We start from the raw sequence: 13,077 nt of genomic DNA, 5'->3' as shown, positions 1-13,077 counted from the left end.
CATGCCAACCCAAAGGATCCAGGTCCCGGCTCATGCGAACCCACAGGGAGTTTTTCCCTGGCATCTGCGGCATTATCATCGGCACACGTCCAGCAGAGGGAGCAGACCCGTGACGACCCCTACCGTGCGCCGGACCCGCCGCCCGCTCCGTGTGGCCGCGGTGGGAGCCGCCGCCCTGCTGGCGCTGAGCGCCTGCTCGGCGTCCGGCTCGGAGTCCTCGGCGAAGCCGGACTCCTCCGGGCCGGGCAAGCTCTCCGGCGAGGTGACCGTGTTCGCCGCGGCGTCGCTGAAGGAGAGCTTCACGACGCTGGGCAAGCGGTTCGAGAAGGAGCACCCCGGCACGAAGGTCACCTTCAGCTTCGGCGGCAGCGACTCCCTCGCCGCGAGCATCACCGGCGGCGCCCCGGCGGACGTCTTCGCCTCGGCCAGCCCCAAGACGATGAAGATCGTCACGGACGCCGGCGACGCCTCGGGCACGCCCGCGACCTTCGTCCGCAACGAACTGGAGATCGCCACCCTGCCGGGCAACCCGCACCGGGTCTCCTCCCTCAAAGACCTCACCGGGCCGGACCTGAAGGTGGTGCTCTGCGACACGGAGGTGCCGTGCGGCGCCGCCGCGCAGCAGGCCCTCGACGCGGCCCGGCTCAAGCTCACGCCGGTGTCGTACGAGCAGGACGTCAAGGCCGCGCTGACCAAGGTCCGGCTGAAGGAGGCCGACGCCGCCGTCGTCTACAAGACGGACGTGCGCGCGGCGGGTGACAAGGTGCAGGGCGTGGAGTTCCCCGAGTCCGCCGACGCCGTCAACGACTACCCGATCGCCCTGCTCAAGGACGCGAGGAACGCCGAGGCCGCCAAGGCGTTCATCGCGCTGGTGCGGTCCGCCGAGGGCCAGAAGGTCCTGAGCGGGGCCGGGTTCCTCAAGCCGTGACCTCCCCGACCGACAAGTCGCCCGCCCCGGCCGGCACCCTCCGGGGCGGTCCGCGGCGGCGCGTCCGGACCGGCGTCCCGCTTCCCCTGCTGCTCCCCGCGCTGATCGGCCTGGCCTTCCTGATCGTGCCGCTGATCGCCCTGCTCGTGCGGACCCCGTGGCGCAGCCTGCCCGAGCAACTGACCAGCGCGGAGGTGTGGCAGGCCCTCCAGCTGTCCCTGCTCAGCGCCACGGCGGCCACCGCCGTCAGCCTGGTCATCGGCGTGCCGCTGGCCTGGCTGCTGGCCCGCGTCGACTTCCCCGGCCGCGGCCTCGTACGCGCCCTCGTCACCCTCCCCCTCGTCCTGCCGCCGGTCGTCGGCGGTGTGGCGCTGCTGATGGCGCTCGGCCGCAACGGCATCGTCGGGCAGTGGCTCGACGCCTGGTTCGGGATCACCCTGCCCTTCACCACGGCGGGGGTCGTGATCGCGGAGGCGTTCGTGGCGATGCCGTTCCTCGTCATCAGCGTCGAGGGCACACTGCGGGCCGCCGATCCGCGCTACGAGGAGGCGGCCGCCACCCTGGGCGCGTCCCGCTTCACCGCGTTCCGCCGGGTCACGCTGCCGCTGATCGCGCCGGGCATCGCGGCGGGCGCGGTCCTCGCCTGGGCCCGGGCGCTAGGCGAGTTCGGTGCGACGATCACCTTCGCCGGCAACTTCCCCGGCCGCACCCAGACCATGCCCCTGGCCGTCTACCTGGCCCTGCAGAGCGACCCGGAGGCCGCGATCGCCCTCAGCCTGGTGCTGCTGGCGGTGTCGATCGCGGTGCTGGCGGGGTTGCGCGACCGTTGGATGCGTGCCGGATGACCCAGACCCACGAACAGGACGCGCACGCCGGCACCGCGACGGACGGGCTCGACGCCCGCCTCGTCGTGGACCGCGGCGGCTTCCGTCTCGACGTGACGCTGAGCGTCGCCCCCGGCGAGGTCGTCGCCCTGCTCGGGCCGAACGGCGCCGGCAAGACCACCGCGCTGCGCGCCCTCGCCGGTCTGACCCCGCTCTCCGGCGGCCATCTGCGGCTGGACGGCAGGGAGCTGGACCGCACGCCGCCGGAGGCCCGCCCCGTCGGTGTCGTCTTCCAGGACTATCTGCTCTTCCCCCACCTCACGGCCCTCGACAACGTCGCCTTCGGCCCTCGGTGCCAGGGCGCGAGCAAGGCGGAGGCCCGGGCGCAGGCCGCCGAGTGGCTCGACCGCCTCGGCCTCGCGGCGCACACCGGCGCCAAACCGCGCAGGCTCTCCGGCGGCCAGGCCCAGCGCGTCGCCCTCGCCCGGGCCCTGGCGACCCGCCCCCGGCTGCTGCTCCTCGACGAGCCGCTGGCGGCCCTGGACGCCCGCACCCGCCTGGAAGTACGCGCCCGACTCCGGCGCCATCTCGCCGACTTCGAGGCAGTCGCCGTGCTCGTCACCCACGATCCGCTCGACGCCATGGTGCTGGCCGACCGTCTGGTGGTCGTGGAACACGGCCGGGTCGTCCAGGAGGGCACCCCGGCCGACATCGCCCGCCATCCCCGTACGGACTACATCGCGCAACTCGTCGGCCTGAACCTCTACCGGGGCGAGGCCGACGGCCACACCGTCCGTCTCGCCGACGGCCCGCCCCTCACCACCACGGAGGTCCTGTCCGGCCCGGTCTTCGTGGCGTTCCCGCCCAGTGCGGTCACCCTCCACCGCGACCGGCCCACCGGCTCCAGCGCCCGCAACCTGTGGCGCTGCGAGGTGGCCGGTCTGGAGACCCACGGCGACCAGATCCGGGCCGACCTCACCGGTGAACTCCCCCTCGCCGCCGACCTCACGACGGTCGCCGCGGCCGAACTCGATCTCCACCCGGGCGCGGAGGTCTGGGCGACGGTGAAGGCGGCACAGACCCACGCCTACCCGGTCTGAGGCGGTCGGCATCCCGGAGCTCAGGCCGCTGTCCCGACCGGAGAGCTCTCCGGGACGACGGTCTCCCGCACGACGCGGCGGCGCCGGGCCGGCACGAGCAGCGGGTGGGCGACGCCCCAGGCCGCGCCCTTGCAGATGATCTCCTTGTAGAGCGCGGCGAGCCGGCCGGTCAGGGCCGACGACACGGCACGGTCGTCCGCGGTGACGTACTGGATCAGACCGTCCTTGCGGCCCAGCGAGATGCACTGGTTGAAGTAGCGCACGGACACGGTCGGGACCTTGCCTCCGGTCAGCCGGGCCGCGATGGCGTCGGCGGCCTGCCAGGCGCCGGGGACGCCCGAGGCGCACGACATCCGCAGCGGCTTGTCCCCGGGGCCCATCGCCAGGGCCGCGTCGCCGATGGCGTACACGTCCGGGTGCGACACCGAGCGCATGGTCCGGTCGACCACGATCTGGCCGGTGTCGGTGACCTCCAGGGTGGTGGCCTGCGCGATCGGGTGGACGGCGAAGCCCGTGGTCCAGACGGTGACCGCCGCCGGGATGTCCGTCCCGTCGCCGGTGGTGATGTGGCCGGCCTCGACGGCGGTGACGGCGGCGTGCTCGTGGACGGTGATGCCGAGCCGGTCGACGACCGTGCGCAGGTGCCCGGCGCCCTTCTCCGAGAGCCAGTCGCCGAGGCCGCCGCGGGCGGCGAGGGCGACGGCGAGGTCCGGGCGGGCCTCGGCGATCTCGGTCGCCGCCTCGATGCCGGTGAGACCACCCCCGACCACGACCACGGATTCTCCGGCGGCCAGGCCGGCCAGGCGCTCGCGCAGCCGGAGCGCTCCGGGGCGGCTCGCGATCTCGTGGGCGTGCTCGGCGGTACCGGGCACCCCCTGGTCGTTCCAGCCGCTGCCGAGGGCGTACACGAGGGTGTCGTACTCCAGCTCCTCGTCCATCGCCTCCCCGGTCGCGTCGAGGGCGGCGACGGTGACGGTCCTGCGGTCGACGTCGACGGCGGTGACCTTCCCCTGCTTCAGGGAAACGCCGGTGCCCCGGAACATCTCGCCGAACGGCCGGGGCGCGAGGTCCTGGCCGGCTGCGAGCTGGTGCATCCGGACGCGCTCGACGAAGTCGGACTCGGCGTTGACGAGGGTGATGGCGACGTCTTCGCGGTGCAGTCGCTTGGCGATGCGCCCGGCGGCGGTGGCTCCGGTGTAGCCGGCTCCGAGGACGACGATGCGGTGCTGCATGGCGTAGCTCCTGTCATGACGGCTGTCTGTTGCGGATTCACCCCTTGAACCGGGGGGCCCGCCGTTTCCTGACAGGAACGCCATGTGAAGCACGTCACACTGCCGTAGGTCGGGTCAGAAGACCGTGAGCAGGGGGTCTCCGTGGTCGCCGGCGGCCCACAGCCGGGTCGCGCGTTCGAGCTTGTCGGGGTTGACCTGGTTGCGGAACGCGGCGATGCCGTCGTCGGCGACTTCCAGGCACATGACGCCGATGACCCGGCCGTCGACAACCACAACGAGGGCGGGGTCGCCGTTGGCGGTCCAGGCGTAGACGTCGGGCGAGCCGCCGACCAGGGCGCGCTTGGCGGCGCTGGGCTTGAACAGGCCCCGCATGAACTTCGCGACCGCGAGGGCGCCCTCGAACGCCCTGGCCCGGGCCGGGACCTTCCCGCCACCGTCGCCGACCGCGACGGCGTCGCCGGTGAGCAGTTGCACGAGCGGCTCGGTCCGGCCGCTGGCGGCGGCCGCGAGGAACTCGTCGATGATCCGCCGCGCGGCGGCCTCGTCGATCTCGGTGCGCGTGCGGGCCCTGCCGTCCGCGACGTGCTTCTTCGCGCGGTGGAAGATCTGCTGGCTGGAGGCCTCGGTGATGTCGAGGATCTCCGCGATCTCCCGGTGCGGGTAGTCGAAGGCCTCCCGCAGCACGTACACCGCCCGCTCGTTCGGCGAGAGGCGCTCCAGCAGGACGAGCACCGCGTACGAGACCGATTCACGCTGCTCGGCGGTGTCGGCGGGCCCGAGCATCCGGTCCCCGGCGAGCAGCGGCTCGGGCAGCCACTGGCCGACGTAGGTCTCGCGCCGCGCACGGGCCGAGGTGAGCTGGTTGAGGCACAGGTTGGTGAGCACCTTCGTCAGCCACGCCTCGGGGACGTCGATGCGGTCGATGTCGGCGCCCTGCCAGCGCAGGAACGTCTCCTGCACGGCGTCCTCGGCCTCGCTCGCCGACCCGAGCAGCCGGTAGGCGACGGCCTCCAGGCGCGGCCTGAAGGCTTCGAACCGGTCCACGTCGTCCATGGTCATGACCATGCCCCGGATCCTAACGCCCCCGGGCGTCACCGCTTCCGAGACTCAGCCGGGGTTTCGGGGCGTCGGTGCGGCCCGTCTGGGGGCGGCGGCTGCCCGCGCGGTAGGGGGCCGGCCAGGTCGCGCCCGGGCCCGTGTAGCCCTGCTCGGCCGCCGCGTGCAGGGTCCAGTGGGGGTCGTAGAGGTGGGGGCGGGCGAGGGCGCAGAGGTCGGTGCGGCCCGCCAGGATCAGGGAGTTGACGTCGTCCCAGGAGGAGATCGCACCGACCGCGATGACCGGGATGCCGGTGGTGTGGCGGATCCGGTCCGCGAACGGTGTCTGGTACGACCGCCCGAACTCGGGCCGCTCGTCCGCCACGACCTGGCCCGTCGACACGTCGATCGCGTCGGCGCCGTGCGCGGCGAAGGCCCGGGCGATCTCGACGGCGTCCTCGGCGGTCGTCCCGCCCTCGGCCCAGTCGGTGGCGGAGATGCGGACGGTCATGGGCCGCTCCCCCGGCCACACGTTCCGTACGGCGTCGAAGACCTCCAGAGGGAAACGCAGCCGCTTCTCCAGGGAGCCGCCGTAGGCGTCGGTGCGGCGGTTGGTCAGCGGGGAGAGGAAGCCGGACAGCAGGTAGCCGTGCGCGCAGTGCAGTTCGAGCAGGTCGAAGCCGGCCCGGCCGGCGCGGACGGCGGACGCCGCGAACTGCTCTCGTATATCGGTCAGTTGAGCCCGGGACAGCTCGCGCGGGGTCTGGCTGAACCCCTTGTACGGGAGCGCCGAGGGGGCCACGAGCGGCCAGTTGCCCTCCTCCAGCGGCTCGTCCATGCCCTCCCACATCAGTTTGGTGGAGCCCTTGCGGCCGCTGTGGCCGAGTTGCACGCCGATCGCGGTGCCGGGGGCCCTCTCGTGCACGAAGTTCGTGATCCGCTTCCATGCCTCGGCCTGCCGACCGGTGTAGAGGCCGGCGCAGCCGGGCGTGATCCGGCCCTCCTCGCTGACGCACACCATCTCGGTCATCACCAGCCCGGCCCCGCCCAGCGCCCGCGCGCCCAGGTGGACGAGGTGGAAGTCGCCGGGGACGCCGTCGGCGGCCGAGTACATGTCCATGGGCGAGACGACGACCCGGTTGCGCAGGGTCAGGCCGCGCAGCCGGAACGGCGTGAACATCGGGGGCGTGCCGGGTGGGCAGCCGAACTCGCGCTCCACCGTCTCCGTGAAGCGGGCGTCGCGCAGCCGCAGGTTGTCGTGCGTGACGCGGCGGCTGCGGGTGAGCAGATTGAAGGCGAACTGACGGGGCGGCTGGTCCAGGTACAGCGCGAGGTTCTCGAACCACTCCAGGCTGGCCCGGGCCGCGCGCTGCGTGGAGGCGACGACGGGGCGCCGCTCCGCCTCGTAGGCGGCCAGGGCCTCGGGCAGCGAGTCGCACTCCTCCAGGCAGGCGGCCAGGGCCAGCGCGTCCTCGACGGCGAGCTTGGTGCCGGAGCCGATCGAGAAGTGGGCGGTGTGGGCGGCGTCCCCGAGCAGGACGACGTTGCCGTGCGACCAGCGGTCGTTGACGACCGTGCGGAACGTCGTCCACGTGGAGTTGTTCGACTGCAGGGGCCGGCCGCGGAGCGCTTCCGCGAAGATCTTGGCGCAGCGCTCGATCGACTCCGCTTCACCGAGCTCGTCGAAACCGGCCGCATGCCAGACCTCTTCGCGCATTTCGACGATCACCGTCGAGGCGTCGGGGGCGTAGGGGTAGCCGTGGAGCTGCATCACGCCGTGTTCGGTTTCGGCGATCTCGAAGCGGAAGGAGTCGAAGGGGAAGTCGGCGGCGAGCCAGATGTAGCGGCAGCGGTGGGTCGTCACCCGGGGGCGGAAGACGTCGGCGTAGGTCTCGCGGGTGGTGCTGTGGACGCCGTCCGCGGCGATGACCAGGTCGTGGGTGCGCGGGAGGTCTTCGGGGGCCTCGGTGCGGAAGCGGAGGTCGACGCCGAGTTCGCGGCAGCGGGTGTGGAGGATCTCGAGCAGCCGCTTGCGGCCCAGGGCCGCGAAACCGTGGCCGCCGGAGGTGTGGCGTTCCCCGCGGTGGACGATGTCGATGTCGTCCCAGCGGGTGAAGTGCCGCTGGAGGGCCTCGTAGACCTGGGGGTCGGCGTGTTCGATGCCGCCGAGGGTTTCGTCGGAGAGGACCACGCCGAAGCCGAAGGTGCTGTCCGGGGGGTTGCGTTCCCAGACGGTGACCTCACGTCCGGGGTCCAGGCGTTTGAGGAGGGCGGCGGCGTAGAGGCCGCCGGGGCCGCCGCCGATGATCCCGACGCGTAGGGGGTGGTTCTTGCCGGTGTGCGGGTGCGGGCAATGTGTGGCTGATCGCGCCCACGCGGCGGTAGCCGCATGTTCAGCACAGCCCCGCGCCCCTGAGGGCACCGTACTCACCGTCCGCTCCATTTGGGAGGGCGCTTCTCTGTGAACGCCGCGTGGAATTCCGCGTAGTCCTCACCCGTCATCAGGAGGGCCTGGGTGGAGGCGTCCAGCTCGATCGATGCCGCCAAGGGCATGTCCAGCTCCGACGTGAGGAGGGCCTTGGTCTGGGCGTACGCCAGCGCCGGGCCCTGGGCCAGGCGGTGGGCCAGTTGTTGTGACGTCTCGTCCGCCCGGCCCTCCTCCGTCAGTTCGCTGATCAGGCCGATGCGCTCCGCCTCGAGGGCCCGGACCGGGTCGCCCAGCATCAGCAGGCGGGTCGCGTGGCCCAGGCCGACGACCCGGGGCAGCAGGTAGGCCGCGCCCATGTCGCCGCCGGAGAGGCCGACGCGGGTGAAGAGGAAGGCGAAGCGGGCGGTGGGGTCGGCGATGCGGAAGTCCGCGGCCAGGGCCAGGACCGCTCCGGCGCCGGCCGCCACGCCGTGCAGCGACGCGATCACCGGGAACGGGCACTCCCGGATCGCGCGGACCACCTGGCCGGTCATCCGGTTGAAGTCCAGAAGCTGGGCGGTGTCCATGCCGAGGGTCGCGCCGATGATCTCGTCGACGTCGCCGCCGGAGCAGAAGCCGCGGCCCTCGCCGGCCAGCACCAGGGCCCGTACGGACCGCTCCCGGGACAGCTCCGCGAGCAGGTCGCGCAGGTCGGCGTAGGCACCGAAGGTGAGCGCGTTGAGCTTCTCGGGGCGGGCCAGGGTGACGGTGGCGACGCCGTCGGCGACGTCGACGCGCAGATGCTCCCAGCCGGGGGTGCGGGCGGCGGAGCCGGTGAAGGGACTCATGACGTGCGGCCTCCTCGGGCGGGCACTGCCTCACTGAGCTCTACCCCCCGAAGCTATCACTCATCCGTGACTGTCGTCATGAGTGCGCGATAGGCCGTCCGGGTAGGACTTCGGTGTGGGCCCGGCGTGACCTGGGCCGGTTACATCCGTCACAGATCGTCCACACCGGCGTAACGGCGGGAGCAGCTGTGCGAGGCGGCGCGTTCACCTGGGTAAGCCGTCCGGCAAGGAGGCAAGGGCGCCTCCGACGGTGCCCCTCGGACGTCTCCGAAGAGCGGCGCCGTACCATTCATCAGGTTGAAAGCAGGATGTCCTGCTCCATGAACGGACCCGCCTTGTACGAACTCCCCTCAGCCCCCGCCTCCTGGCGCATCGCGCTGCCGCACACCGCAGCGGCGGTGCCCGTGGCCCGTGCCCTGGTCCGTACGGCGCTGGCCGAGCTGGAGCAGGGAGCGGACTGCGACACCGCGGAGCTGCTGACGGCGGAGCTGGTGGCCAACGCCGTGGAGCACACCAGGGGCGAGACGCCGATAGTGCTGGTCGTGGAGCTGATGCCGTCGGGCTGCCAGGTCGAGGTGCACGACGCCGACCCGGCCCCGCCCGGCGATCTCACCTGCCCGCTCGGCGGGCCGCCCGACCCCTGGCAGGAGCACGGGCGCGGACTGCTGCTGATCCGCGCCCTGAGTTCCTCCTGCGGGCACCGCCCGACCGAGTCCGGCAAGGCCGTCTGGTTCAGACTGCCTGTGGTACCGGCTCAGCGGCGTCCGTCGGCGTGACCGCGGCGAGCCGGGAGTTCCGGCGCCCGTAGAGCAGGTACAGGGCGACCCCGACCGCGAGGAACCCAGCGAACTGGATCCAGGTCGTCGCGCCCGTCTCGTACATCAGGTACAGGCAGAAGCCGACGCCGAGCAGCGGGGTGACGGGGTACAGCGGCACCCGGAAGCTGCGGGCGAGGCCGGGCTCGCGGCGGCGCAGGGCGATGACCGCGATGTTGACGACGGCCATGATGGCGAGGGTGCCGATGGTGCAAAGGTTGACCACCGCGTCCAGCGGGGCGAAGGCCGCGGGGAGCGCGAAGACGCCCGCCACGATCAGCGTGCCGGCGACCGGGGTGGAGGTCTTCGGCGACACCTTCTCGAAGACGCGCGGGATCAGTCCGTCACGGGACATGGACATCAGGATCCGGGTCTGGCCGTACATCACGGCGAGCACGACCGAGGCGATGGCGACGACCGCGCCGAAGGCGATCACCCCGCCGCCGACGGTGGAGCCGGTGACCTGGTTGACGACGTAGGAGAGAGCCGCCGGACGGCCGCCGACCGCGTCGCCGCCGATGGCACCGATCGCGGCGAGCGCGACCGCGCTGTAGAGCAGCGTGACCAGGCCGATGCAGACGAGGATCGCCACCGGGATGTCCCGGCGCGGGTTCTTCGCCTCTTCACCGGCGGTGGTGATCGCGTCGAAGCCGATGTACGAGAAGAAGGCGGCGGTCGTGCCCGCGCCGATGCCGGCGAGGCCCGTCGGCGAGAACGGGGTGAGGTTGCCGTCCTCGAAGGCGGTGAAGCCGATCGCGATGAAGGCCACCAGGACGGCGAGCTTCAGCACGGCCATCGCGGCCGTGGCCCGGGCGCTCTCGCGCACCCCGCGCACCAGGAGGACGGCGGCCAGGGCGATGACGATCACGGCCGGGAGGTTCACCACTCCGCCCTCGCCCGGACCGGCCGACAGGGCCGTGGGCAGGTGCAGTCCGACGACGCTCTCGAGGAGCTCGTTGACGTACTGGCTCCAGCCGACCGCCACCGCGGACACCGACACGCCGTACTCCAGCAGCAGGCACCAGCCGACGAGGAAGGCCGTGCCCTCGCCGAGACCGGCGTAGGCGAAGGAGTACGAGGAACCGGAGACCGGGATCGCGCCACCCAGCTCGGCGAAGGCGAACGCGGTGAAGACGCAGGTGAGCGCGGCGAGGAGGAAGGAGACGACGACGGCCGGGCCGGCCTGGGCGACCGAGTCGGACAGGCCGACGAAGATGCCGGTGCCGACGATCGCGCCGACGCCGAAGCAGACCAGTTGGAAGAGGCCCATGGTGCGCTTGAGGCCATGGCCTTCACGGTCGGCGCCCGATTCCGCCACGAGGAGGGCAGGGGGCTTGATACGGGGAGCGGGCATGCGGGTGGTGCTCGTTTCTGGGTGGTGCGGGAGTGCGACGGGTTCGTCGCGCGGCGGCCGCGGAGAAGGGGTGGTTCCGGGCCGCCGGTCAGCATAAGGCCTGTTCAGGCGAGCGTTGCCACCATGACCGCCTTGATGGTGTGCATCCGGTTCTCCGCCTCGTCGAAGACGGCCGAGTGGGCCGACTCGAAGACCTCGTCGGAGACCTCCAGGTACTCCAGGCCGTGCGCCGCGTGGATCTCCTGGCCGACCTTGGTGCCGAGGTCGTGGAAGGCGGGCAGGCAGTGCAGGAACTTCACGTCCGGGTTGCCGGTGGCGCGCAGGACGTCCATGGTCACGGCGTACGGGGCGAGGGCGGTGATGCGCTCGGCCCAGACCTCCTTCGGCTCACCCATGGAGACCCAGACGTCCGTGGCGACGAAGTCGGCGCCGCGGACGCCCTCGTCCACGGTCTCGGTGAGCGTGATGCGGGCGCCGCTGGTCGCGGCGAGCGCGCGGGCCCGGTCGACGACCTCCTCGGCCGGCCAGAACTCCTTCGGCGCGACGAGCCGTACGTCCATGCCGAGCAGGGCGCCGGTGACCAGGTAGGAGTTGCCCATGTTGAAGCGGGCGTCGCCCAGGTAGGCGAAGGCGACCTCGGTCAGCGGCTTGTCGCAGTGCTCGGTCATGGTCAGGACGTCGGCGAGCATCTGGGTGGGGTGCCAGTCGTCGGTGAGCCCGTTGTAGACGGGGACACCGGCGTGCGCCGCCAGCTCCTCCACCTTCTGCTGGCTGTCGCCCCGGTACTCGATCGCGTCGTACATCCTCCCCAGCACCCGCGCGGTGTCCTTGACCGACTCCTTGTGCCCGATCTGTGAGCCGGAGGGGTCGAGGTACGTGGTCGAGGCGCCCTGGTCGGCGGCCGCGACCTCGAACGCGCAGCGGGTGCGGGTGGAGGTCTTCTCGAAGATCAACGCGATGTTGCGTCCCCGCAGGTACTGGGTCTCGGTCCCGGACTTCTTGGCGGCCTTCAGCTCGGCGGCCAGCTCGACCAGACCGCGGAACTCCTCCTCGGTGAGGTCCAGCTCCTTGAGAAGGTGGCGGCCGGCGAGGGCGGTCGGGACAGTCGCCATGAGGGCGCTCCAGGGATACGGGGACACAGAACTCCTGGAATACTATACGAAAGGCAGCATGTCTATACGGAGCTTCTCGGGGGCCTCTCGGGGACCTCCCGTGGCCTCCTACACCGGATCTCGTTCGACCGGGCAGCTCATGCAGCGCGGACCGCCCCTCCCCCGGCCCAGCTCGCTGCCCGGGATCTCTATCACCTCGATGCCCTGTTTGCGCAGGTGGGTGTTGGTGGTGGCGTTCCGCTCGTAGGCGACCACGACCCCGGGTTCGACGGCGAGGACGTTGCAGCCGTCGTCCCACTGCTCGCGTTCCGCCGCGTGCACGTCCTGCGTGGCGGTCAGCACACGGATCTCGTTCAGGCCGAGCGCGGCGGCGATCGCGCGGTGCATGTGCTCCGGCGGATGGTCGGTGACCTTCAGCTCCTTCTCGCCCACGCCCGGCTCGATGGTGTACGAGCGGAGCATGCCGAGGCCCGCGTACTGGGTGAAGGTGTCGCCGTCGACCATCGTCATCACGGTGTCGAGGTGCATGAAGGCACGCCGCTTGGGCATGTCGAGGGCCACGATCGTCTCGGCGGACCCGGCGGCGAACAGCTTGTGCGCGAGCATCTCCACCGCCTGCGGCGTGGTGCGCTCGCTCATGCCGATGAGCACCGCCCCGTTGCCGATGACCAGCACGTCCCCGCCCTCGATGGTGGACGGGTAGTCGGTCTGCCCCTCCGACCACTCGTGGAACGTCTCGTCGCGGAAGAGCGGGTGATGCCGGTAGATCGCCTCGAAGTGCACGGTCTCGCGCTGCCGGGCGGGCCAGCGCATGGCGTTGATGGACACGCCGTCGTAGATCCAGGCGGAGGTGTCCCGGGTGAAGAGGTGGTTGGGCAGCGGGCCCAGCAGGAAGTCGTCCAGTTCCATGACGTGGAAGCGCACGGAGGTCGGCTCCGGGTGCACGTCGAGGAACTCGCGTTTCGTCATGCCGCCGACCAGGACCTCGGCCAGCTCCCGCGCGGGCAGGTTCTCGAAGGCGGCTCTGAGCGGGTCGGTGGCCAGCGGGCCGTACTCCTTCTCGTCGAAGACCCTGTCCAGGACGAGGGATCTGGCCGCCGGAACCTCGAGCGTCTCGGCCAGCAGGTCACCGAAGAGGTGGACGGCGACACCGCGGTCGCGCAGCACGTCGGCGAACCCGTCGTGCTCGGCGCGGGCCCTGCGCACCCACAGCACGTCGTCGAAGAGCAGCGAGGTCTTGTTGCTGGGGGTGAGCCTTTTGAGCTCGAGATCGGGCCGGTGCAGGATGACGCGGCGCAGCCGCCCGGCCTCGGAGTGGACGTGGTATGCCATGCCTCCATCCTGACCATCGGAGAGCGTATTGACGCGCTCCTCGACCGTTTCCATGACCGCCAGTTCTCGTCGCACCGACGACAAACGCGC

General features: G+C 71.7%; 11 protein-coding genes. 4 read left to right on the top strand and 7 right to left on the bottom strand.

Annotated features, from left to right (window positions below):
* Positions 1–109: 109 nt before the first annotated feature.
* The 3 genes from modA to AB0G20_RS23060 are packed head-to-tail and all read left to right on the top strand — an operon-like array spanning position 110 to position 2,852.
* Positions 110–928, top strand: a complete 819-nt coding sequence (modA, locus tag AB0G20_RS23070; RefSeq protein WP_361305404.1) for a molybdate ABC transporter substrate-binding protein — start codon at positions 110–112, stop codon at positions 926–928.
* A complete protein-coding gene (locus tag AB0G20_RS23065; protein ID WP_361305402.1) occupies positions 925–1,773 on the top strand; it encodes an ABC transporter permease in 849 nt (282 codons plus the stop codon). The genes modA and AB0G20_RS23065 overlap by 4 nt, the downstream gene beginning before the upstream one ends.
* Complete coding sequence (locus AB0G20_RS23060) at positions 1,770–2,852, top strand: ABC transporter ATP-binding protein (RefSeq protein WP_361305400.1); 1,083 nt, start codon at positions 1,770–1,772, stop codon at positions 2,850–2,852. Before AB0G20_RS23065 ends, AB0G20_RS23060 begins: the two co-directional genes overlap by 4 nt.
* A 20-nt stretch (positions 2,853–2,872) precedes the next feature.
* Here AB0G20_RS23060 and AB0G20_RS23055 read toward each other — a convergent pair whose 3' ends face one another.
* The 4 genes from AB0G20_RS23055 to AB0G20_RS23040 form a co-directional block, all read right to left on the bottom strand.
* Positions 2,873–4,084 carry an FAD-dependent oxidoreductase gene (locus AB0G20_RS23055; RefSeq protein WP_361305398.1) on the bottom strand — a complete coding sequence of 404 codons (1,212 nt, stop codon included), beginning with the start codon at positions 4,082–4,084 and terminating at the stop codon, positions 2,873–2,875.
* 114 nt (positions 4,085–4,198) lie between these two features.
* On the bottom strand, positions 4,199–5,149 hold the full coding sequence (sigJ, locus tag AB0G20_RS23050) for an RNA polymerase sigma factor SigJ (RefSeq protein ID WP_361305396.1): 951 nt from the start codon (positions 5,147–5,149) through the stop codon (positions 4,199–4,201).
* Between the two features lie 10 nt (positions 5,150–5,159).
* The gene (locus AB0G20_RS23045) at positions 5,160–7,562 is read right to left on the bottom strand and encodes a bifunctional salicylyl-CoA 5-hydroxylase/oxidoreductase (RefSeq protein WP_361305394.1); all 2,403 of its coding nucleotides are present in this window, start codon (positions 7,560–7,562) and stop codon (positions 5,160–5,162) included.
* On the bottom strand, positions 7,547–8,374 hold the full coding sequence (locus AB0G20_RS23040) for an enoyl-CoA hydratase family protein (RefSeq protein WP_361305392.1): 828 nt from the start codon (positions 8,372–8,374) through the stop codon (positions 7,547–7,549). Before AB0G20_RS23040 ends, AB0G20_RS23045 begins: the two co-directional genes overlap by 16 nt.
* 320 nt (positions 8,375–8,694) lie before the next feature.
* Between AB0G20_RS23040 and AB0G20_RS23035 the strand changes: the two genes are divergently transcribed.
* Complete coding sequence (locus AB0G20_RS23035) at positions 8,695–9,150, top strand: ATP-binding protein (RefSeq protein ID WP_361305390.1); 456 nt, start codon at positions 8,695–8,697, stop codon at positions 9,148–9,150.
* Here AB0G20_RS23035 and AB0G20_RS23030 read toward each other — a convergent pair.
* From AB0G20_RS23030 to AB0G20_RS23020, 3 genes are all read right to left on the bottom strand, one after another.
* On the bottom strand, positions 9,107–10,543 hold the full coding sequence (locus AB0G20_RS23030) for an amino acid permease (RefSeq protein ID WP_361305388.1): 1,437 nt from the start codon (positions 10,541–10,543) through the stop codon (positions 9,107–9,109). The two genes, AB0G20_RS23035 and AB0G20_RS23030, sit on opposite strands and share 44 nt — an antisense overlap.
* Positions 10,544–10,647: 104 nt before the next feature.
* The gene (gene argF / locus AB0G20_RS23025) at positions 10,648–11,655 is read right to left on the bottom strand and encodes an ornithine carbamoyltransferase (protein ID WP_361305386.1); all 1,008 of its coding nucleotides are present in this window, start codon (positions 11,653–11,655) and stop codon (positions 10,648–10,650) included.
* 108 nt (positions 11,656–11,763) lie between these two features.
* Entirely contained in the window at positions 11,764–12,987 is a 1,224-nt protein-coding gene (locus AB0G20_RS23020) for an arginine deiminase (protein ID WP_361305384.1), read from the bottom strand.
* Between the last annotated feature and the right edge of the window lie 90 nt (positions 12,988–13,077).

The organism is Streptomyces sp. NPDC024017 (genome assembly GCF_040638895.1).
GTDB lineage: Bacteria > Actinomycetota > Actinomycetes > Streptomycetales > Streptomycetaceae > Streptomyces.
This window is presented reverse-complemented; position numbering and strand designations above follow the sequence as displayed.